This is a genomic window from Desulfosporomusa polytropa, from assembly GCF_055380075.1.
The window spans coordinates 2,936,061-2,957,917 of sequence record NZ_AP042400.1 but is presented as its reverse complement, the minus strand read 5'-3'; the positions used below and the strand labels follow the sequence as shown (position 1 = coordinate 2,957,917).

The 21,857-nt window shown below is 45.2% G+C and carries 26 protein-coding genes; all 26 read left to right on the top strand.

The features are described 5' to 3' along the window. Nucleotides 1-30 precede the first annotated feature (30 nt). The 26 genes from rpiB to flgA all read left to right on the top strand — a co-directional run bounded on the left by rpiB (nucleotide 31) and on the right by flgA (nucleotide 21,846). On the top strand, nucleotides 31-477 hold the full coding sequence (rpiB, locus tag ACZ449_RS15760; RefSeq protein ID WP_464257018.1) for a ribose 5-phosphate isomerase B: 447 nt from the start codon (nucleotides 31-33) through the stop codon (nucleotides 475-477). A gap of 123 nt (nucleotides 478-600) precedes the next feature. Then, complete coding sequence (locus ACZ449_RS15755; protein WP_464257017.1) at nucleotides 601-1,152, top strand: TIGR01440 family protein; 552 nt, start codon at nucleotides 601-603, stop codon at nucleotides 1,150-1,152. 137 nt (nucleotides 1,153-1,289) lie between these two features. After that, a complete protein-coding gene (locus tag ACZ449_RS15750; protein WP_464257016.1) occupies nucleotides 1,290-2,525 on the top strand; it encodes a serine hydroxymethyltransferase in 1,236 nt (411 codons plus the stop codon). Nucleotides 2,526-2,543: 18 nt separating this feature from the next. After that, nucleotides 2,544-3,170: a uracil phosphoribosyltransferase gene (gene upp, locus ACZ449_RS15745; RefSeq protein WP_464257015.1), complete on the top strand. Its 627-nt coding sequence runs from the start codon at nucleotides 2,544-2,546 to the stop codon at nucleotides 3,168-3,170. 67 nt (nucleotides 3,171-3,237) lie between these two features. Further along, the gene (locus tag ACZ449_RS15740) at nucleotides 3,238-3,699 is read left to right on the top strand and encodes a deoxycytidylate deaminase (RefSeq protein ID WP_464257014.1); all 462 of its coding nucleotides are present in this window, start codon (nucleotides 3,238-3,240) and stop codon (nucleotides 3,697-3,699) included. A gap of 15 nt (nucleotides 3,700-3,714) precedes the next feature. Then, nucleotides 3,715-4,389, top strand: a complete 675-nt coding sequence (locus ACZ449_RS15735) for a nucleoside triphosphate pyrophosphohydrolase family protein (RefSeq protein ID WP_464257013.1) — start codon at nucleotides 3,715-3,717, stop codon at nucleotides 4,387-4,389. 107 nt (nucleotides 4,390-4,496) lie between these two features. Then, entirely contained in the window at nucleotides 4,497-5,546 is a 1,050-nt protein-coding gene (locus ACZ449_RS15730; protein WP_464257012.1) for a glycosyltransferase family 4 protein, read from the top strand. Nucleotides 5,547-5,656: 110 nt separating this feature from the next. After that, nucleotides 5,657-6,820 carry a non-hydrolyzing UDP-N-acetylglucosamine 2-epimerase gene (gene wecB / locus ACZ449_RS15725; RefSeq protein WP_464257011.1) on the top strand — a complete coding sequence of 388 codons (1,164 nt, stop codon included), beginning with the start codon at nucleotides 5,657-5,659 and terminating at the stop codon, nucleotides 6,818-6,820. Between the two features lie 197 nt (nucleotides 6,821-7,017). Beyond that, on the top strand, nucleotides 7,018-7,227 hold the full coding sequence (locus ACZ449_RS15720) for an AtpZ/AtpI family protein (RefSeq protein WP_464257010.1): 210 nt from the start codon (nucleotides 7,018-7,020) through the stop codon (nucleotides 7,225-7,227). A gap of 21 nt (nucleotides 7,228-7,248) precedes the next feature. Next, nucleotides 7,249-7,662: an ATP synthase subunit I gene (locus tag ACZ449_RS15715; RefSeq protein ID WP_464261884.1), complete on the top strand. Its 414-nt coding sequence runs from the start codon at nucleotides 7,249-7,251 to the stop codon at nucleotides 7,660-7,662. 18 nt (nucleotides 7,663-7,680) lie between these two features. Then, nucleotides 7,681-8,361 (top strand): F0F1 ATP synthase subunit A, encoded by a 681-nt coding sequence (atpB, locus tag ACZ449_RS15710; RefSeq protein ID WP_464257009.1) that lies wholly within the window; start codon nucleotides 7,681-7,683, stop codon nucleotides 8,359-8,361. Nucleotides 8,362-8,416: 55 nt separating this feature from the next. Beyond that, the gene (gene atpE, locus ACZ449_RS15705) at nucleotides 8,417-8,668 is read left to right on the top strand and encodes a F0F1 ATP synthase subunit C (RefSeq protein WP_075757102.1); all 252 of its coding nucleotides are present in this window, start codon (nucleotides 8,417-8,419) and stop codon (nucleotides 8,666-8,668) included. 86 nt (nucleotides 8,669-8,754) lie between these two features. After that, nucleotides 8,755-9,258 carry a F0F1 ATP synthase subunit B gene (atpF, locus tag ACZ449_RS15700; RefSeq protein ID WP_464257008.1) on the top strand — a complete coding sequence of 168 codons (504 nt, stop codon included), beginning with the start codon at nucleotides 8,755-8,757 and terminating at the stop codon, nucleotides 9,256-9,258. Next, on the top strand, nucleotides 9,252-9,806 hold the full coding sequence (locus ACZ449_RS15695; RefSeq protein WP_464257007.1) for a F0F1 ATP synthase subunit delta: 555 nt from the start codon (nucleotides 9,252-9,254) through the stop codon (nucleotides 9,804-9,806). The genes atpF and ACZ449_RS15695 overlap by 7 nt, the downstream gene beginning before the upstream one ends. An 80-nt stretch (nucleotides 9,807-9,886) precedes the next feature. Then, the gene (atpA, locus tag ACZ449_RS15690) at nucleotides 9,887-11,410 is read left to right on the top strand and encodes a F0F1 ATP synthase subunit alpha (protein WP_464257006.1); all 1,524 of its coding nucleotides are present in this window, start codon (nucleotides 9,887-9,889) and stop codon (nucleotides 11,408-11,410) included. 6 nt (nucleotides 11,411-11,416) lie between these two features. Next, nucleotides 11,417-12,268 carry an ATP synthase F1 subunit gamma gene (gene atpG / locus ACZ449_RS15685; RefSeq protein ID WP_464257005.1) on the top strand — a complete coding sequence of 284 codons (852 nt, stop codon included), beginning with the start codon at nucleotides 11,417-11,419 and terminating at the stop codon, nucleotides 12,266-12,268. A 32-nt stretch (nucleotides 12,269-12,300) separates the two neighbouring features. After that, nucleotides 12,301-13,710 carry a F0F1 ATP synthase subunit beta gene (atpD, locus tag ACZ449_RS15680; protein WP_464257004.1) on the top strand — a complete coding sequence of 470 codons (1,410 nt, stop codon included), beginning with the start codon at nucleotides 12,301-12,303 and terminating at the stop codon, nucleotides 13,708-13,710. Nucleotides 13,711-13,713: 3 nt separating this feature from the next. Further along, complete coding sequence (locus ACZ449_RS15675) at nucleotides 13,714-14,124, top strand: F0F1 ATP synthase subunit epsilon (RefSeq protein WP_464257003.1); 411 nt, start codon at nucleotides 13,714-13,716, stop codon at nucleotides 14,122-14,124. A gap of 226 nt (nucleotides 14,125-14,350) precedes the next feature. Then, entirely contained in the window at nucleotides 14,351-15,607 is a 1,257-nt protein-coding gene (murA, locus tag ACZ449_RS15670; protein ID WP_464257002.1) for a UDP-N-acetylglucosamine 1-carboxyvinyltransferase, read from the top strand. 237 nt (nucleotides 15,608-15,844) lie between these two features. Then, nucleotides 15,845-16,849, top strand: a complete 1,005-nt coding sequence (spoIID, locus tag ACZ449_RS15665) for a stage II sporulation protein D (protein ID WP_464257001.1) — start codon at nucleotides 15,845-15,847, stop codon at nucleotides 16,847-16,849. Nucleotides 16,850-16,906: 57 nt separating this feature from the next. Next, on the top strand, nucleotides 16,907-17,617 hold the full coding sequence (locus tag ACZ449_RS15660) for a peptidoglycan DD-metalloendopeptidase family protein (protein WP_464257000.1): 711 nt from the start codon (nucleotides 16,907-16,909) through the stop codon (nucleotides 17,615-17,617). 162 nt (nucleotides 17,618-17,779) lie between these two features. Further along, complete coding sequence (gene spoIIID, locus ACZ449_RS15655) at nucleotides 17,780-18,037, top strand: sporulation transcriptional regulator SpoIIID (protein ID WP_464256999.1); 258 nt, start codon at nucleotides 17,780-17,782, stop codon at nucleotides 18,035-18,037. Nucleotides 18,038-18,219: 182 nt separating this feature from the next. Next, on the top strand, nucleotides 18,220-19,248 hold the full coding sequence (gene mreB, locus ACZ449_RS15650) for a rod shape-determining protein MreB (protein ID WP_464256998.1): 1,029 nt from the start codon (nucleotides 18,220-18,222) through the stop codon (nucleotides 19,246-19,248). A 72-nt stretch (nucleotides 19,249-19,320) separates the two neighbouring features. After that, the gene (gene flgF / locus ACZ449_RS15645) at nucleotides 19,321-20,058 is read left to right on the top strand and encodes a flagellar basal-body rod protein FlgF (RefSeq protein ID WP_464256997.1); all 738 of its coding nucleotides are present in this window, start codon (nucleotides 19,321-19,323) and stop codon (nucleotides 20,056-20,058) included. 21 nt (nucleotides 20,059-20,079) lie between these two features. Next, complete coding sequence (gene flgG / locus ACZ449_RS15640; RefSeq protein ID WP_464256996.1) at nucleotides 20,080-20,862, top strand: flagellar basal-body rod protein FlgG; 783 nt, start codon at nucleotides 20,080-20,082, stop codon at nucleotides 20,860-20,862. A 9-nt stretch (nucleotides 20,863-20,871) separates the two neighbouring features. Then, nucleotides 20,872-21,846, top strand: a complete 975-nt coding sequence (flgA, locus tag ACZ449_RS15635) for a flagellar basal body P-ring formation chaperone FlgA (RefSeq protein WP_464256995.1) — start codon at nucleotides 20,872-20,874, stop codon at nucleotides 21,844-21,846. Nucleotides 21,847-21,857 lie beyond the last annotated feature (11 nt).

Genomic DNA, 21,857 nt, shown 5'->3' with positions numbered 1-21,857 from the left:
GAAAAAATATACATAGGAAGTGTTACTGCAATGAAAGTGGCAATTGGCAGCGACCATGGTGGTTTTCGCCTAAAAGAAGAGATTAAAACCCTATTAACTGAGCTTAAGGTAGATAGTTATGATTTTGGCACCTATACCTCCGCAACGGTTGACTACCCCGACATTTCCCGTCAAGTAGCCGAAGCAGTGGCAAAAGGCGAGTATGAGCGGGGCATTATTGTTTGCGGCACAGGCATTGGGGTTAGCATTGCGGCTAACAAAATTAAGGGAATCAGAGCCGCTCTTTGTAATGATGTCTTTTCAGCGCAGATGTCGCGGGAGCATAATGATGCTAATATCCTAACACTGGGAGAACGCGTGATTGGCATTGGTTTGGCCAGGATGATTGTTGAGGTCTGGCTTAAGACTAAATTTGCTGGTGGGCGCCACGCCTGCCGGGTAGAAAAGCTTATGGAGTTAGAAAAAGACAGCGAGTGAACTCGTTTCAGCATAGCTGAAACATCGGGGGTTCAGGTGGAGAGTCTACTCCACCTGAACTGACACCGCCTATAGAGGCGGGAGTCTTGACTTACCGATTAAGATAAATTGGAGTGAATGACCATGGATACAGACTTGGCAACAATCGGCCGTCAAACAATCCAGGCGGCTGAAGAATTGATAAAAACAGCCCATTTAAAGCCAGGAGAAATTCTGGTAGTGGGGTGCAGTACTAGTGAAGTACAAGGGGCGCGTATTGGCTCTTATGGTTCTGAGGTAGTGGCTGCTCGAATTTTGTCAAATCTCTTAAAGGTTTGTTCCTGGTATCAGGTTTCGTTGGCGGTACAGTGCTGTGAGCATCTTAATAGGGCACTTGTTGTCGAAGCAGCAGTGGCTGCTGCCTACCATCTCGAAGAAGTGACAGTCATTCCGGTGGCAAAAGCCGGTGGTTCGCTGGCTGCGCAGGCTATGCGTGAATTTACCAAGCCGATGGTCGTGGAAACTATCAGTGCCCATGCCGGCCTTGATATTGGCAGTACGCTTATTGGGATGCACATTAAGCGAGTGGCTATTCCAGTACGGTTAACGCCAAAACATATTGGACAAGCCTATCTAACGGCGGCTCATACGAGGCCCAAACTAATTGGTGGCGTTCGCGCTGTTTATGAACTATGAACTATATACAACGTGTTAAAGGCTTTTCCAGGTAGGTGGTGTGTTGGCAAAAGCATCACCTACTTGCGACTGCAAACTTCTTTACTGCGGAATATATATACTAAAATAAATTGCTTTATATTTGGGGAGGAATACACATGACAATACTTGCTGGAGTAGATCCTGAAGTAAAAAACGCTATTGACCTTGAACGCGCCCGCCAGCAAAATAAACTGGAACTTATCGCGTCAGAGAATTTCGTCAGTAAAGCCGTAATGGAGGCCCAAGGGTCGGTACTTACCAATAAATATGCTGAGGGGTATCCGGGGCATCGCTATTATGGTGGCTGTGAATGTGTTGATATTGTTGAGCAACTGGCCATTGACCGGGCCAAAGAGATTTTTGGTGCAGAGCATGTCAATGTGCAGCCACATTCAGGAGCACAGGCCAATACTGCCGTATATTTTGCTTTCTTAAAGCCTGGTGATACCATTTTGGGTATGAATCTTGCCCATGGTGGCCATCTAACACATGGCAGCCCGGTAAATATTTCTGGACAATATTTTAATGTAATTCCTTATGGAGTTGACTCGGTTACCCATCGTATCGACTATGACCAGGTTGCTGAGCTTGCTTACAAGCACAAGCCCAAGATGCTGGTGGCTGGTGCCAGTGCTTATTCCCGGATTATTGATTTTGCCCGATTAGGACAAATTGCTCGTGATGCAGGGGCGATGTTGATGGTAGATATGGCTCATATTGCCGGCTTAGTGGCAGCTGGGTTTCATCCTAGTCCGGTGCCGCATGCCGATATTGTTACCACAACGACTCACAAGACGCTCCGCGGTCCGCGGGGTGGTATGATCCTGTGTCGTGCCCAATATGCCAAAGCCATTGACAAAGCTATCTTTCCTGGCATCCAGGGTGGTCCGTTAATGCATGTGATTGCTGCCAAGGCAGTGGCTTTTAAAGAAGCACTTAGTCAGGAATTCCGCCTTTATCAGGGCCAAATTATAAAAAATGCCCAAGCGCTAGCTGAACGGCTCAAACAAAAGGGGTTTACGCTGGTATCGGGCGGCACCGATAATCATCTGGTTTTGGTTGATTTACGGGCACAAAACCTAACAGGCAAGCAAGCGGAACACTTCTTAGATGAAATTGGCGTTACTGTCAATAAAAATGCTATTCCTAATGATCCGGCCAGTCCTTTGGTAACAAGTGGTGTTCGCATTGGCGTTCCGGCTGTTACTTCCCGTGGGATGGTAGAGGCCGATATGGTAGCAATTGGTGATATTATTGCGATGACGTTGACCAGTCCGGATGACAGTGCAGCCCAAGACACAGCGCGGACTATGGTGGCTGAATTATGCCGCAAATACCCATTGTACGCATAAGGAAGGAGAGATGATATTATGCAAGTAAAAATAATTGATCACCCGCTCATTCAGCATAAACTTTCGCTCATTCGTGATGTTAGGACAGGGACTAAGGAGTTCCGCGAGCTCTTAGAGGAAATTGCTATGCTTATGGCCTTTGAGCTGACCCGGAATATGCCTCTGGAAGAGACCCAAGTCGAAACGCCGCTTACAACTTGTACTTGTAAAGTGCTGTCAGGTAAAAAAATCGGTGTTGTGCCGATTTTACGTGCTGGCTTAGGCATGGTGAATGGCATTATAAAACTTATTCCTGCGGCCAAGGTTGGGCATGTTGGCTTATATCGTGATCATGAAACGCTAAAACCGGTAGAGTACTACTGCAAACTGCCGACAGATGTTGCTGAACGTGAACTTATCGTTATTGATCCCATGTTGGCTACCGGCGGTTCCTCGGTCGCGGCCATTGACCTCTTAAAAGCCAAAGGTGCTAAGAATATTAAACTGATGTGCTTAGTAGCTGCACCGGAAGGTATTAACCTAGTCAACTCCCATCACCCTGATGTTGAGGTGTACGTAGCTGCTGTTGACAGCCATCTCAATGAGAATGGCTACATAGTACCAGGTTTAGGAGATGCCGGCGATAGGATCTTTGGCACCAAGTAAGCGGTTATTTTTTGCTTGTGCCATGAATACACTGTTAGTACACTGTTTGGCCAAGGGGGTAGTATCGATGACTGATAACCAAGAATTTGTCCGGCCGTCCTGGGATGAGTATTTTATGGAAATAACCAAAGTAGTTGCTACTCGCTCAACTTGTCTGCGCCGTCAGATCGGTGCGGTTATTGTTAAAGATCAGCGCCTTTTATCTACTGGGTATAATGGTGCGCCTTGCGGTTTGGCCCATTGTGGCGAAATTGGCTGTGTGCGTGCTGTTAACCATGTGCCATCAGGCGAACGTCAGGAGCTTTGCCGGGGGCTTCATGCCGAGCAAAGCGCGGTGGTTCAGGCTGCTATGTATGGGGTTCCTATTCGTGGCGCAACAATCTACTCTACTCATCAACCTTGCTCGTCCTGTACCAAAATCTTGATAAATGCTGGTATTGCACGAATTGTCTATCAGTATAGCTATCCTGACAAACTGGCTGAACAGTTAATTGCTGAAGCAGCAATAGCATATGACTGTTTCGGCTAATAAAAGGGGAGTTCGATGGTAGAAGATATTTATTTGCCAAAACTCAATAACCTTACGCCTACACTGGAATCGACTTTGTTAAAGGCTATGGAAGAAGCCGGAGAATTAGCCCGTGCTGTACTTAAATTTATGTTATGGGAGAAACTAAGTCCGGAGGAACTAGCAAAACAGCCAGTGGCTTCAGAGTTACTAGCTGATGTCAAAGAAGAGCTATTGGATGTAGCACAAACCTGTGTGACAATGATTTTTGTCATGGAAGACTGCTTTACAATTGATGCCGACAGTCTGATTGGTGAGCACCTTACCAAATTAGTGGACAAAGGCTACTCCTATGATAACAGTCAAAACTATCGCATAACTACGATAAAAAATCGCCATGGTGGCAACTACAAATATATTAGTTTACCACACCTTCAGCTTGCTGACGTTACACTATTGACTACTGTGTGCAAAATTCAGGAAGAACTTGGGGAACTCACTCAATTTCTTGGCAAACATGCTGGCGCGTCAGGTGAGCAAGAGTGTCTTGCTGTTGACGAGGTTAACAAAGGAGCGGCGTTGGAGCTATTGGATGTGGCCCAATGCTGTTTTACGATGATGTATATTTTGGCTGAGCGGCATGCTGTAAATATACCCGCGCTTGTTGAAAGGCATGTGAATAAGCTGCGTCGCAAAGGATATTGTCAGTAGTATTCGTACAATACGAAATTGCAGGCCTATTTCTTCGTTTGCTTTAGATTGACAACTTTCGCACAGGGAGTTACAATGAATGTTGTGTAGAAATGAGGTGTTAGCATATGCAAACATATGTAGTGGCTTTTACAGTTGCTTTGGCAGCAGCTTACTTTATCACGCCGCAGGTCAAGGACTTGGCCATTAAGGCAGGAGCTATGGATGCCCCTGATGCCCGTAAAGTGCATACTATTCCAATTCCCCGGATGGGTGGATTGGCAATATATTTTGGCTTCGTGCTTGCTGTATTGTCCAGCATGCATATTAGCCATGAGATTTTAGGATTATTGTTAGGTGGTACTGTCATTTTGGCAGTAGGTATTATTGATGATATGATACAGCTGTCAGCTAAGGTAAAACTGTTAGGCCAGATTATGGCGGCAGTTGTGCTGGTACTCTTTGATGTCCGAATCGAGTGGTTGACTAATCCGTTTGGCGATATGATTTATGTTAATTATTTAGCCATTCCGATTACGATTATGTGGGTAGTCGGACTTACCAATACGGTTAACCTGATTGATGGCCTGGATGGCTTAGCTGCCGGGGTATCGACTATTGCTTCACTTACCATTCTCTTAGTGGCGGTAGAACAAAATTTATGGACAGTAGCCATTTTGACAGCTGCATTGGCTGGTAGTGCGCTTGGTTTTCTGCAGCATAACTTTAATCCAGCCAAGATTTTCATGGGTGATACTGGCAGCATGTTTTTGGGATATATGTTAGCTGCTGTTTCCATATTAGGGGCTGTTAAAAGTGCGGCAACCATTGCGCTAGTAGTTCCTATCGTAGCATTAGGGTTGCCGATCATGGATACTGCCTTTGCTATTATTCGTCGTTATATGAATGGCCGTCCAATTTTTAAACCAGATAAAGGACACTTGCACCATCGGCTTCTTGCCATGGGGTTAAGTCAGAAACAGGCTGTACTGTTGATGTATGTAATCAGCGGCTTCTTAGGAGTGAGCGCCATTGCACTTACTGAAGTCAGCAAATCCTATGCCGCGTTAATTATTCTGGCAATTATTATTGTGGCCTGCCTTGGTGCCAAAAAAATTGGTGTGCTAAGTAATAATGACGGGGTGCTTAAACCTAGTGATTCAGTGAAAAGCCATTAAAAACGATTTTCAAACAAAATATGTACTAATAGGCGGGCATTTTGCCCGCCTTGTATTTATCAGAGGAGATAGTGAAAAACACCACTTGTTACCAGCGGAAGGAGTTTTTTATGTCACGCATTAAAGTTATGACTGTTTTTGGCACAAGACCTGAAGCCATAAAAATGGCACCTGTTGTACTCGAATTAGCAAAACACCCCGAATACATAACGCCGGTAGTCGCAGTCACGGCCCAACACCGGGAGATGCTAGACCAAGTACTCGGTCTATTTAAGATTACTCCCAATTATGATCTAGACATTATGAGCCAGGGTCAAACCTTGTTTGACATTACCTGCCGGGCGATGCAAGGTCTCAACCAGGTATTGGCCGAGGAAAAACCGGATATTGTCCTGGTTCATGGCGATACGACGACGACCTTTGCCGGTGCGCTGGCTGCCTTTTATCACCAGACTGTAATCGGCCATGTCGAAGCAGGACTGCGTACTGGTGATAAGTATTCGCCATATCCTGAGGAAATCAACCGTAAGCTGACAGGGGCATTAACCGATATTCATTTTGCGCCGACAAGTACAGCCAGACAAAATCTGCTGCAGGAAAACGTAGATCCCCAAACAGTATTCGTGACAGGCAATACCGTTATTGATGCGCTGAAAGCTACCATTGACGCGGCGTATACCTTTACTGACCCGTTATTGCAAAGTATTGACTATGTTAGCCGGAAAGTTATTCTAGTTACTACCCATCGCCGGGAAAACCTAGGTGAACCCATGCGACATGTCTATCAGGCATTAAAAGCTATTGCTGATGGTTTTGACGATGTTGAAATTGTTTTTCCTGTACATAAAAATCCGCTGGTACGGCAGGTTGTTCAGGAGGAACTAGGTGGGCTTAGTCGCGTACATTTGATTGATCCGCTTGATTACCAGCCGTTTGCTAACCTTATGGCCAGATCCTATTTGATCCTTACTGATTCGGGTGGAATCCAGGAGGAAGCACCAGCCCTTGGTAAACCAGTGCTAGTCTTACGTGATACCACCGAACGCCCAGAGGCAGTAACCGCTGGCACGGTTAAGCTTATCGGCACAGACAAGGAACGGGTATATAGTGAGACCCGCGAATTGCTTGTGAATGATAAAGAATATCAGCGTATGACAAGTGCCGTAAATCCCTATGGAGATGGCAAGGCGTCCAGTCGAATTGTGAATGCTATTTTATATAGGCATAACTTGATTTCGACTCTGCCAAATGAATTTGTGGCTAGCAGTAAGTAACAAAATTGTTTTAAATTATTCAAATTAATGAAATTTTTACTGTTTTCTGTAACATAATTGCAGGATTTATTGTGTACAGTATAGAACATATAAAATGAATGTTAGCCTTTTGACGTTTTATTGCATAAAATGATAACTTGTTGCTATTTGGTTATAATAAGCAACGAATAGCTAACAGGTTTATAAGAGGTGAAGCTATGCCGGGAAAACCTGATGGGACATGGTCGGCGCTTAGCGTGGCAGCGAACATAGGTCTTACTACAGTGGCTACGGTAGCGGTAGGACTGTTTTTAGGGCGCTGGGCTGATAACTACTGTGGTGTTTTCCCCTGGTTTACTGTGTCAGGAATTGTACTAGGCATGCTGGCCGGATTATGGGCTACCTACAAAAAAATTGTCAAGTCATAAAGGGTGTTATTTTTGCTCAAAATGGAGTTTTCCAACAACTATACTAGTCACGTGCGGCGAGTATTGCTGCACCTTTTGGCTTGGGGTTTATTTATAACTGTTAGCACTTTGGTATCAGGTAGAATTGGCATTTTATTGGGTTTGTTGACTGGTTGGACAAGCAGTCTGTTTTATTTTTTGCTCATGTGCCGCCGGATAAAAAAAAGTGCTGAATTACCTCCCGGACAAGCAGTGGCATCAATGCGTACAGGCTGGTTGCTCAGGTATGGCTTTATGATTTCGATGCTGGTTTTATCAGTCCATCTACCAGGTATTGATTTTTGGGCGGCAGTAGTGGGGTTATTCTCACTTCATATAGTGCTTTTTCTGAATGCCGTAGGTATTGTGGTTTCCGGGCTTATAACAAATTTAGGAAAGTCCAAAATAAACTCGTAGAAAGGAGTGAAAATGAATATGGGACATGGTGGAGGAGGCCATGAGATTGGCAGTCATAAGCTGGCACATTTTGCCGGACTTACCTTTAATATGGACACCTTAACTATGACATGGCTGACTATGGCAATTGTCATTATCTTCGCAGTGATCGCCACCCGCCGGGCAGCGCTTGTTCCTCGGGGTTGGCAAAATTTCCTGGAAATGGCTGTTACCGCCTTGCTAGACCAAATTGATAACACAATGGGGCCAAAAGGCAGAAAAATGGCACCGCTCATTATCACATTGTTCTTGTTCCTTGTTGTTGGCAATGAATTAGGTTTGGTGCCAGGATTTACCTCACCAACCAATGATATCAATACAACATTAGGATTGGCCTTGATGGTTGTTATCTTGGTACATATTATCGGTATCAGGGAAAAGGGAGCCGGTAGGTACATTAAACATTTTTTTGAACCCTATATCCCCTTTGTTATTATCAACATTATTGAAGAACTGGCGAAACCGATTACCCTATCCTTTCGTCTATTTGGCAACATTCTGGCAGGCGAGATTCTGCTCATTATTTTGGGTATGTTAGTGCCATATGTTATTCCGACAGCGTGGTTGGCCTTTAGCGTGTTTGTTGGCATTGTTCAGGCATTTATTTTTACCATGTTGTCCATGTCGTATCTGTCCAACTCATTGAAAAATGAACACTAGTTTTTAGCTTACTCTGAAAGTCTATAACTGAACAAACAAAAAGGAGGAATTTTCTGTGGAACAAGCTATTATTATTGCGGCTTCTGCTATTGGTGCTGGTTTAGCTATTGGTCTTGCCGCCATTGGTGCCGGTATTGGTGACGGTGCAGTAACCGCCAAGGCAATTGAGGGTATGGCAAGACAACCAGAAGCAAAAGGAACTATTCTCGTAAACATGTTGATTTCTGTAGGTTTGATCGAGTCTATTCCTATTATTGCTGCCGTTATTGCGATTGTACTAGTATTTGCCAATCCATTCATTAAGTAATCTAAGCGTTATCGGGCGACTGGCAGGACGCATTATGCCTTCTGCTAGCGCTCCCCTTATACGCCGGAAAGAGGAGGGGCCCTCAATTGGTTGATTTGAATGCGACGCTTATAGCGCAAATTATAAATTTTCTTATACTTGTTGCTATTTTAACAAAAGTGGCATATAAACCGCTAATGCAGGCGCTGGCTGACCGGCAGGCCAAAATTGCTGATAGTCTGGAAACGGCTGAACAGGAAAAGCAAGCTGCTGAGAAACTCAAGCAGGAGTATCTTGCTCAACTGGCTGAAGCACGTACTCAGGCACAGACTATTGTTGAAAAGGCCGCCAAGCTGGCTGAACAGACCAAAGAAGAAATTCTTAAAGAGGCCCGTGAAGAAAGTTCGCGGCTCTTAAAGGCCACCCAGGAAGAAATTGCCCGCGAACGAGAACAAGCTATTGCCGAACTTAAAGGCGAGGTTGTGACGCTTGCTGTTGCTGCTGCTTCCAAAATTATTGCCCAGAATATGGACGAACAAGCTAACGCCAGAATTGTTGATGATTTTATCAATAATCTTGATGGCAAGAAAATTGGTGGTCTGCCATGCTAACCAATAAGTTAGCACTTAAATACGCACAAGCTGTGTATGAAATTGCAAACGAAAAGGCTATGCTGGATGTAGTGGAAAAACAGCTTAAGTTGGTGCAAGCCACCATTGCCGGACATGATGATTTGACTACGCTTATGTATCATCCACTGGTACCGGCTCCGGCTAAAAAGGAAACAATTAACCGAATTTTTGCCGGAGATCTGGACGGTTTTGTCCAAAACTTTTTATTGCTCTTAATTGATAAACGACGTGAACCAGCGTTACCGGCCATTATTAGCGAATACATTCGCTTGGCCAATGAAGCCAGAAATATTGCCGAGGCCGAAGTCTTTACAGCCAAAGAACTCAGCGCAGAGCAGCTTGAGGCGTTAGCGGCTAAACTTAGCAAAGTTACCGGCAAAAATATTGTGCTCAAGACAACCCTGGACCAGACACTGATCGGTGGAATTATTGTCAAAATCGGTGATAAACTGATTGATGGCAGTGTAGAGCGCCAGCTTAAAGTGATGAAAGCAGCGCTACTCACGAATCAAGCCGTTGCAGTGTAGTGATAGTATCTGATGAATAAGACTGCTTACGTCTTGAGCCGCCTTGCTGTAGACTTTATGATTGGGGTGACATACGAGATATGAAAATGAGGCCAGAAGAAATAACGGCTATCATTAAACAACAGATTGAGAATTATCAGGTAGACCTCAATGTTGATGATGTTGGCACAGTTATCGAAGTAGGCGATGGTATCGCCCGGATTCACGGCCTGGAAAAGGCTATGGCCGGCGAATTATTAGAATTTCCGCATGAAGTATTTGGCATGGTTCTCAACTTAGAGGAGGACAATGTCGGCGCTGTACTTTTAGGCGGTGAAATTGAGATTAAAGAAGGCGACACCGTGCGCCGCACCGGACGCATCATGCAGGTTCCTGTAGGGGAAGCCATGGTTGGTCGGGTTGTCAATGCACTTGGTCAGCCTATTGATGGTAAAGGTCCAATTAATACTACTGAGTTTCGCCCAGTTGAATACCGTGCGCCTGGTATTGCTGACCGACAGTCTGTTAAAGAACCATTGCAAACAGGTATTAAGGCAATTGACTCCATGGTACCTATTGGTCGCGGCCAGCGCGAGCTCATTATCGGTGACCGTGGTACAGGTAAAACAGCCATTGCGGTTGATACCATTATTAACCAAAAAGGCCACGGCGTAATTTGCATTTACGTCGCTATAGGCCAAAAAGCATCGACCGTTGCCCGGGTTGTAAAAACCCTGGAAGAGGCTGGTGCCTTGGAATATACCATTATTGTAGTCGCTACTGCCTCTGACAGTGCACCGCTTCAGTACCTGGCACCTTATGCCGGTGTTTCTATGGGCGAGTACTTTATGTATAAAGGCGGAGCAGTTCTTTGCGTGTATGACGATTTATCCAAACATGCTACAGCATATCGTGCTATGTCGCTCTTACTTCGTCGTCCTCCCGGACGCGAAGCGTACCCAGGCGATGTATTTTACTTACACTCCCGTCTCTTAGAACGGGCGGCCAAGTTGTCGAGCGAGTTAGGCGGCGGCTCTATTACGGCTCTGCCGGTTATTGAAACCTTGGCAGGTGACGTATCGGCCTATATACCAACAAATGTAATCTCCATTACTGATGGCCAGATATTCCTGGAAGGCGAGCTGTTCTATTCCGGTATTCGTCCGGCCATTAATGCAGGCCTGTCAGTATCCCGTGTCGGTGGTTCCGCTCAGATTAAAGCCATGAAACAGGTTGCAGGACGCTTGCGTCTAGATCTGGCGCAATACCGCGAACTCGCGGCATTTGCTCAATTCGGTTCTGACCTTGATAAGTCTACTAAGGCACAACTAGATCGCGGTCAACGGATGATGGAAATTTTGAAGCAGCCACAATATGCGCCGTTGGCGGTTGAAGAACAGGTTTTATCTATTTATTGTGGTATTAATGGCTACCTTGATGACGTGCCAATTGAGGATGTAACTAAGTTTGAACAAGACCTCCTCAAATTCATGCGCAGCAACTACGCGGAAGTGCCTAAAACTATTAGAGACAAGAAGAATCTTGACACTGAGACTGAGGCAGCTCTTAAAAAAGCTGTTAAAGAGTTTAAAGACACTTTTGTCAAAGTTGAAGCGGCGAGGTGATAATACATGGCTAGCGCCAGAGATATTCGCCGCCGCATCAAGAGCGTAAAGAATATTCAACAGATAACCAAAGCCATGAAAATGGTGGCTGCAGCCCGGCTGCGTCGGGCGCAGGAAAGGGCTATTGCCAGTAAGCCTTATACTCACAAGGTTAGAGAAGTATTGGCCAGTGTGGCGGCCAATGCCCGTGATGCTTCCCATCCGCTCTTGGCGGTGCGGGAAATAAAGCACATTGGATATTTGGTATTAAGTGCTGACAAAGGCTTGGCTGGGGCGTATTCGTCTAACCTAATTAAAGAGGTTTTGCCGCAAGTACGCGGTAAAGATAACGCCAGATTGGTTACTGTAGGTCGTAAGGCCCGTGACTATTTTAAGCGGCGGGGTTATACCATTGATGGCGAGTACACCGGCTTTTCGGAAAGACCATCCTATCAGGATGCTGCCAAGCTGGCTGAGCTCATGGCTGATAAATTTGCAACAGGTGAATATGATGAAATTTATCTGACATATACTCATTTTTATTCACCAATTAATCAGAAGCCAACAACAATTAAGCTTTTGCCGGTAGCTGAAGTTGGCGAGGGGGAGGAAATGCCCCAGACTGAGTACATTTTTGAACCGTCAGCTAATGAGGTTCTTAATTTACTCTTACCGCGTTACCTGGAAACAGTCATTTATGGAGCACTGTTACAATCTGCTGCTAGCGAGCTGGGTTCTCGTATGACTGCTATGGGATCGGCTACTGATAACGCGCAAGAACTCATTTCCAAACTGACCTTAAACTACAACAAAGTTCGTCAGGCCACCATTACCCGGGAAATTTCCGAGATCGTGGGCGGTGCCGAGGCACTTAAGTAGATGGTTCTAAGAAGTTAAGGAGGGGAAACCCCGTGAATATCGGTAGAATTATACAAGTTATCGGTCCTGTTATTGACGCTGAGTTCCCCCCGGAAAAACTGCCTGCCATATATAACGCTGTCACAATTGACGAAACAGTTGGCGATGTTCAAGTTAAGCTGACTGCGGAAGTAATGCAGCACCTGGGCGACAATACCGTCCGCTGCGTAGCTATGTCTTCTACTGACGGTCTTACTCGCGGCATGAAGGCGGTAGATACCGGGGCACCAATTAAAATTCCAGTTGGTAAAGGTACATTAGGCCGGGTATTTAACGTACTTGGTGAAACAGTGGATAAAAATCCAGAACCAGTGGTTGCTGATGAGTATTGGCCTATTCACAGGCCGGCACCGAAGTTTGAAGATCAGGAAACTTCGACGCAAATACTGGAAACAGGCATCAAGGTTGTTGACCTCATAGCTCCCTATTCACTTGGCGGCAAAATTGGCCTGTTTGGCGGTGCTGGTGTAGGTAAAACAGTACTCATTATGGAACTTATCCGCAACATCGCCACAGAGCATGGCGGCTACTCCGTATTTGCCGGTGTAGGTGAACGTACCCGTGAGGGTAATGACCTTTGGAATGAAATGATTGAATCAGGCGTTATTGATAAGACGGCGCTTGTTTACGGTCAGATGAATGAACCGCCTGGAGCTAGAATGCGGGTAGGGCTTACCGGCCTTACTATGGCCGAATATTTCCGCGATGTTGCTGGGCAGAACGTGCTGTTGTTTGTTGATAATATCTTCCGCTTTATTCAGGCTGGTTCCGAAGTTTCGGCGCTCTTAGGCCGGATGCCATCGGCGGTAGGATATCAGCCTACCTTGAGTACAGACGTTGGTGCATTGCAGGAACGGATTACTTCTACCAAAAAAGGCTCTATTACCTCAGTACAGGCCGTATATGTGCCTGCTGACGACTTGACTGACCCGGCGCCTGCGGCGACTTTCGCCCATCTGGACGCCACTACAGTACTGTCACGCCAGATTGCTGAGCTTGGTATTTATCCTGCTGTTGATCCGCTGGATTCTACATCCCGGATTATGGATCCGCATGTACTGGGCGAAGATCACTACCAGGTTGCTCGCGGTGTTCAGGAAGTTCTGCAGCGCTATAAAGAACTGCAAGATATTATTGCTATTTTGGGTATGGAAGAATTGTCTGATGATGACAGACTGACTGTTTCCCGGGCAAGAAAAATTCAAAGATTCCTAAGCCAGCCGTTCTTCGTAGCTGAAGCCTTTACAGGCACTCCAGGTAAATATGTACCGCTTAAAGAAACCATTCGTGGTTTTAAAGAAATTCTGAGCGGTAAGTATGATGATTTGCCGGAAACGGCCTTCTATATGGTAGGAACTATTGAGGAAGCAGTGGAAAAGGCTCAGAAGATGAAGGGGGAATAATACATGGCCAATAAAATTCGGCTGGATATTGTTACTCCTGATCGGATGGTCTATTCCGCAGACGTCAATATGGTTATTGCCAGAGCCACTGACGGTGATCTGGGTATTCTTCCCGGTCACGCACCTTTAATTGCCGGTCTTGAGATATGGCCGCTGAGAATTCAGACAGACGAAGGCGAGAGCCTGTTTTCCGTGTGTGGTGGCTTTATTGAAGTTCGCCCCCAAAAGATAACTGTGTTGGCAGGCTGCGCTGAGTTACCAGAAGAAATTGATATTGACCGTGCCGAATCTGCCAAAGAACGTGCCGAGAGGCGCTTAAAGGAAGCCGAAGCTGCGTCAGGTATTGATGTTCGGCGGGCTGAAGTAGCGCTAAAACGTGCTATAGTGCGTCTTAAGGTCGCAGAAAAAAAATAATCGGGCTATTGTAATAATTGGATTGCGACGTTAGCGTCGCAATCTTTTTCTTTGCTCACCATAATTTACATGGAATAACGAGCCTAAATACTGGCAAAAATGAAAGTAACGGCTATATTTAAAGTAATTATATGATTAGGAGCTCTTGCGTTAGCTACCACGGTAATGATAAACTAGGTTAGGGAATTTATGCATTGTACTTACCGCTGTGGTGGGAGGAAATTTTGTGGAAAAATTAATTATTCGAGGGGGCAATAGGCTTTCTGGCACAGTAAAAGTCAGCGGAGCTAAAAACGCAGTGCTGCCGGTAATTGCCGCAACACTACTAGGGACAAGTCCTAGCACCCTGGAAGAAATACCAGACTTAGAAGATGTCCGCACAATTGCCGAGGTGCTCACACACTTGGGCGCGGCGGTTAAAATTGAACCAGGTGCGTTCTATGTTGACAGCACTACTATAGCAACCTGCGAAGCACCCTATGAGCTTGTAAGAAAAATGCGAGCCTCTTTTCTGGTTATGGGGCCGCTGTTAGCACGAGAAGGTTGCGCTAAAATTTCGTTGCCTGGTGGCTGCGCGATTGGCACTAGGCCAATTGATTTACACTTAAAAGGGTTTGAAGCATTAGGCGCTGAAATTGTAATGGGTCATGGCTTTATCGAAGCCAAAGCGCCAAATGGCTTAAAAGGGGCCAGGATTTACCTGGACTTTCCTAGTGTTGGTGCTACTGAGAATATTATGATGGCAGCAAGTATGGCCAAAGGTAAGACCATTATTGAGAACCCGGCAGAAGAGCCAGAGATTGTGGATTTGGCCAATATGCTTAATCATATGGGCGCTAATATCCGTGGTGCTGGCACCAAGATGATAAGAATTGAAGGTGTCAGTGAACTAAAAGGTGCTTGTCACTGTGTTATTCCTGACCGAATTGAAGCAGGCACTTATATGGTAGCTGCAGCGATCACCGGTGGCGATGTTTATGTGGAAAATGCGTTAATAGAGCACCTAAAACCAGTGATTGCTAAACTAAAAGAAGCTGGCGTTACCATTGAAGAAGACGTAAATGGCGTAAGAGTCTGCAGTAACGGTAGTATTCGTTCAGTTGACATTAAAACATTACCTTATCCTGGTTTCCCAACAGATATGCAGGCTCAATTTATGGCGCTTATGACGGTGGCACAAGGAACCAGTATTGTAACCGAAACCGTCTTTGAAAATCGATTCATGCATGTTGACGAACTGAAACGGATGGGGGCGTCGATTAAAATTGATGGTCGCAGCGCTGTGGTAGAGGGTGTGAGAGCCCTTACTGGTTGTCCAGTGAAGGCTACTGATCTTAGAGCAGGTGCGGCGCTTGTGTTGGCAGGTCTGGTTGCTGAAGGCCAAACCGAGATTGGCTATATTCATCATATTGACCGTGGCTATGACAATTTAGTGGAAAAATTTCGGAGCATTGGTGCTAATATCGAACGTATAGATTGCTAGTCACGTAGCTGAACTAATTATATAATTATACAGTAAACGCAAGCGAGATTGCTTCGCTATTACTCGCAATGACCTTTGAGGAGAAACTCAACGGTCATTGCGGGCGTAGTGGAAGCAATCTCGCTTTATATTTTTCATATAGCTCCTCTATTGACTCATAGCGTGGAGCTTGTTTGCATAGTATGAATATAGGGATAGAAACCGGTGTAATTGAGTTGCTGTAAAGAAGGTGAGAGGGTGCGGTATTATATAGCCATCTACAGTGTATTGCTTGTGATTGTCGCAGTTATTGCTATTCCGTCAATCGTAGTGCTAAGTATATCAAATACAAACAGGGAAATGGCGGTCAACAAGTCTGCTGTTATGCTGGGTGAGGATGTTACCATAAAAGTATATATGCATGAAATCAATCAGGTTGTTGCGATGAATCTCGAGGATTATGTCAAAGGAGTAGTCGCTGCTGAAATGCCTGCTGAGTTTGAATTAGAAGCACTCAAGGCACAAGCGGTGGCGGCACGAACCTATGCGGTAAAGCATATGGCAATATTCGGTGGCGCAGGTAGCCAAGAACATCCTGGCGCTGACGTCACTACCGACTATAAAGACAGTCAGGCCTGGTATAATGAAACCAAGTTAAAAGAAAAATGGGGAGAAAATTATGGAAAATATTGGAGTAGAATCAGCCAGGCAGTAAATCAGACTCAAGGCCTGATAATTACCTATCAAGGAGAACCCATTAATGCGGTATTTCATTCCACTAGCGGGGAACGCACTGCAAGTGCCAAGGAGGTATGGGGATTCGAATATCCCTATCTTCAAAGTGTAGCCTGCAGTTGGGATCAGTTGTCGCCACGGTATCAGGATACTAAAGCGATATCGCTTGTCGAACTAGAAGCCCGCTTAGGCACAGATGCTGGTATTATGGCAGCTGCTCAGGGGGGCAGAAGTGCTGATGTTGTTAGCATTATTGATTATACCAATTCAGGCAGGGTCAATAGAGTGAGAATTGGCTCAAAAACATTAACAGGACTTGAAGTTCGCCAGCAATTGGAATTGCGTTCAGCCAATTTTATTGTGGAGGCAGCCAGCGATAAGTTAATATTTAAAACCATCGGCTATGGTCATGGTGTTGGTTTATGTCAGTATGGGGCTAATGGTCAGGCAAAGCAAAACCGCAATTTTCGGCAAATTCTAACATATTATTATACTGGGACAGCTATAAAAAACATTCATGGCTCCTAAAGGAACGCGGGTTTTAATACCTGCCATAACTGGGCATACTATCCATGAGGTGATTATATGCCTAGAAAAATTTTTGCTAAGATAGTACATGCTGGTTATTTGGGTCAGGTATTAACAGCCGGACTATTATTGACAATAGCGGCGCTGCTCATGTTTGCCGTTATTAGTACGCTAGAACCGGTTGCAAAGCCACCAGCAGCGAAAACGGCGCCGGTATCAGAAGCTGTGCAGCCAGACCAGACCGCAGCTTCTAATTCCCTGTTAACAGACCCTGTTGTCACTATCCAACCTTCAACATCATCGCCTAGCGTTGCTGCGTCAGAGGAAGCAGTTGCCGATGATAGTCGTACAGTTACAAATAGTCAAGCTATTCGTGCGTTATGGAGCGGTATAATCACGCAGAAATTTGGCTGGCAGCTTCATCCCCTATACCAGGATTGGCGATATCATAATGGTGTTGATATTGCTGGTGAAGAAGGACAGATCGTGCCAGCCTTAGTAAGTGGTAAAGTAATTGACATATATACTGACAAACAATATGGTTTGACGGTAGTTGTTAAAAGTGATAGATACCTAATTTCTTATAGCTCGCTTGCCAGTGCTGCTGTGCAAGAAAATACAATAATAAATCTAGGGAGACCGATCGGATCTATGGGAATTACCCTATCTGAGCCTGAGTCACACTTGCACTTGGCTGTTCAGACGCCAGATAAGGAACAATACCTTGACCCTTACGAAGTGTTTTCTCAAAATTCCGGAATAAAGTAGCAAAATACTGTCACAGTCCCTCGGTATGCAGCAAAGCTAGTCGTAGCGATTTACGAGTGCTTGGCTTAACCGGGGGGCTGTTTTTTGTTCTTCTTCCCCCGTCCACCGCATATACATGGTATCAAAGAGTTAAAAGGACGGGCGCGAGGGGGAAGAGAATGGATGAAAGAATACATTCGCAAGCGGGTTCTGGATATATGCAATCACATCATGGAAACCAAGCATACAGTACGGCAAACCGCATCAGTATTTGGGGTAAGCAAGAGCACAGTCCACAAAGATATGATTGAACGTCTCCCGGAAATAAATAAACGACTGGCTGTAAAGGTGAAAAATATTCTTGAGATGAATAAAGCCGAACGGCATATTCGCGGTGGTGAGGCTACTAGAAAAAAATATAAAGAAGAAAAACAAGGATAATATGTGTAAATAAAGAGGATAGATGTCTGGATCGATGACGAAAAATAGAGGACTTTTAAATTATTTGTAGAATATCTAACTCACTTGTGATTATCTTACTGCCACCTCTTTTTTCTTTTAGAAAAATACGAGGACAAGTTAGAGGTAGGCATAGATAACTTGAAAGGGGATTGAAATTTTACATGTTTGGAACTATGGATATTGGCGTCGATTTGGGAACAGCCAACGTTTTAGTATACATAAAGGGAAAAGGTATTGTATTACGGGAGCCTTCGGTGGTCGCTATTGATCGCGATAGTAACCGCATTTTGGCAATCGGTGAAGAGGCTCGCCGGATGTTGGGGCGGACGCCAGGCAACATTATTGCCACTCGTCCTTTGCGTGAGGGGGTAATAGCTGATTATGACACTACCGAAAGTATGCTCAGACACTTTATTCAAAAAGTAGCTGGCAAGAAATTCTTTTTTAAGCCTCGAATTATGGTTTGCATTCCGTCAGGAGTGACTACTGTAGAAAAAAGGGCTGTATTAGAAGCTGCTATGCAAGCAGGTGCCAGTAAAACCTATCTTATTGAGGAACCACTGGCAGCCGCTCTGGGTGCCGGTCTTGAAATCGCTGAACCGTGTGGCGCTATGGTTGTTGATATCGGCGGCGGTACGACTGATGTAGCGGTACTTAGTCTTGGCGGTATCGTTGTTAGTGAGTCACTGCGTATCGGTGGCGATAAATTTGATGAAGCACTGATTCGTCATGTAAAAAAAGAATACAATATTTTGATTGGTGAACGTACAGCGGAAGAGATAAAGGTTGCGATTGCTACTGCTTATCCTAATGGCCGTAACGAAACCCTGGAGATTCGTGGTCGGGATTTGGTGTCTGGTTTACCGAAAACTCTGCGCGTTAACTCGGCTGAGACACGGGAAGCCTTGAGTGAGACTGTATCACTTATTGTCGAGTGTGTAAAATCTGTATTAGAAAAGACACCACCTGAACTGGCGGCAGATATTGTTGATCGCGGAATCGTAATGACTGGCGGCGGTTCGCTTATTCATGGTCTGGACAAGCTTATCAATCAGGAGACGGGTATTCCTACTTATTTAGCGGAAGATCCCTTGTCCTGTGTGGCACTCGGGACTGGTAAGGCACTGGATTCACTGGAGAGCCTGGAAGATACTTTGACAACACTAAAAAAAGGCAATTTAGCCGGATAAAAACGGCAGTAGCCAAATTGTGGTATTAAGGAACCAGAAGAATTTTACGATACTATCAAAGAGGTGATACCATTGATTCGAGGTATTTATACAGCAGCTTCTGGTATGCTTGCCGAAACCACCAGAGCCGATACGATTGCCAATAATTTGGCTAATGGCAATACGGCTGGTTTTAAGAAAGATGTGGCTATATCCAAGGATTTTGCCAGCGTGTTAATCAGGCGGATCAACGACGGTCCGGAGGCGCCGGTTATTGGCGGGTTGGGTGTAGGCACTGTGATTGATGAAATAGCTACTATTCAGTCCACTGGTTTGATGCACTTTAGCGGCAATCCCTTTGATTTTGCGATTGATGGTAAAGGTTTCTTTGCTGTTCAGACTGCAGCGGGGGTACGCTATACCAGAAATGGTACATTTACCCGCAATGCAAGAGGAGAATTGGTAAATGCTGAGGGGCAAAAGGTGTTGGGGCAAAACGGGCCGATTACTCTGCCTGACGGCCAAGTAACTGTTGATGGCACTGGCAATGTGATAGTTGATGGTGCTAATGTGGGACAACTTAGAGTGGTTGAATTTAATAATGAACGTGAATTAGTAAAGGAAGGTGCCAATCTGTATCAGGCACCGAATAATGGACGTCAGGCAACCGGAAAAGTAGCTCAGGGCTTCCTGGAACAATCCAACGTTAATGTTGTTTCAGAGATGGTGAACCTTATAAGTGGTTATCGGGCCTATGAACTTAACGCAAAAACCGTGCAAACGCACGACCAATTGCTGGATAAAGCTGTAAACGAAGTTGGGAAAGTCTAATAAAATACGGGGGTAATACTGATGATTCGAGCTTTATGGACTGCCGGTACAGGTATGGGTGCTCAACAAGCTAACCTTGATGTTATTTCCAATAACCTAGCAAACGTAAATACGACTGGTTTCAAAAAAAGCCGGGCCGATTTTGCCGATCTTATGTATCAGAACATGCGTCAGGCTGGTGCTTCCACCGGCGCTGACAGTCAATTGCCAAGCGGTATTCAAATGGGGCATGGCACACGTCTTGTGGCTACTCAAAAAATATACACACAAGGCCCTGTGCAGGGTACTGACAACGAATACGATCTTGCCATTCAAGGAGATGGCTTTTTCCAAATAACTCTGCCTGATGGGACGCTGGCTTATACTCGAAACGGCTCATTTACGAAAGATGACCAGGGGCGTGTAATAACTTCTGAGGGGTACCCGCTGGAACCGGCGATTACTGTCCCCTCTGATGCCACTGAAGTTACAATCTCAGCTGAAGGAATAGTTACAGCTACCAGACCTACGACTACGGAAGAGTTAGGTCAGCTTACCCTGGCGCGGTTTATCAATCCTACTGGTTTAGAGAGTATGGGCGGCAACCTAGTTAAAGAAACTGTTGCGTCAGGTGCGCCGATTGTCAACAATCCTGGTGAAGAAGGTGCAGGAAAATTGCTGCAAAAATATGTAGAAATGTCGAATGTCCAGGTAGTGGAAGAGATGGTTAACATGATTGTGGCTCAGCGGGCCTATGAGGTTAACTCCAAAGCCATCACGACGGCTGATTCTATGCTAGAAACAGCGGCTTCTCTTAAACGCTAGGAATAACGTATGAAAACTACTCTATACCGGCTTACCATGGTGCTTCTATGTGTTGCCGGTATATTCTTTACCGGACAGCGTGTTGTTCAGGCCCAGGACCTGAACATTGTCATTCCCGCAGAAGCCACCATTACCGGACAATATTTTGTTTTGGGAGACATCGCGAACATCAATGGCGATGATGCTGAGCGCATTGAGCGTTTACGGCAAATTCGGCTAGGACATACACCTTCGCCAGGCCAAAGCTTTGCAATTGCGGGAGATATTTTAATGGCCCGAATTAGGGCGGGAAATATTGATTTATCGGGGATCACTTGGCACATGCCGCAGCAGCTAAAGGTAACAGCATTATCACAGTCAATTAGTGGCCGGCAGCTTGTTACTCAAGCCGAACAGTATCTAAAAACTAGTGTAACTGGTGAGGTTATGATTACTTCGGCTGGGCAACCCCAGGATATTTTGGTACCGCCAGGAGATATAGCATTTAACATTGCGGTGCCACAGGGCATTCGCTATAACGTCCCCACTAACATCCGAGTTAATGTTCAAGTAAATGACCAGCCAGTCACTACAGTTATACTGCGGTTTGATTTGAAAAAATACCAACAAGTTGCCATTGCTAGCCGGACACTGAATTCTGGTGAACCTATAACGACTGACAGTATTATCTTTGAGCGGCGCGATATTGGTCAACTACCAGCTGGATATTTTACCGAGCTTGATAAGATACTAGGATTATCGGCAAAACGTCAATTGGCTCCAGGAATAGTCATCACTAAGAATATGCTGGGGGAAATAATACTTATCAGACGAGGTCAACCAGTTAGCATTGTTGCTAAAATCGGCGGCATTGAGGCAACGATGTCAGGCACTGCCTTGCAAGATGGCAGTAAAGGTGAGTTTATTCGCGTGAAAAACAGTAATTCTCAAAAAGTAATTGTCGGGCAAGTAATTAATGACACAACTGTTCTGACAAATATATAAAAGTAAGGTGA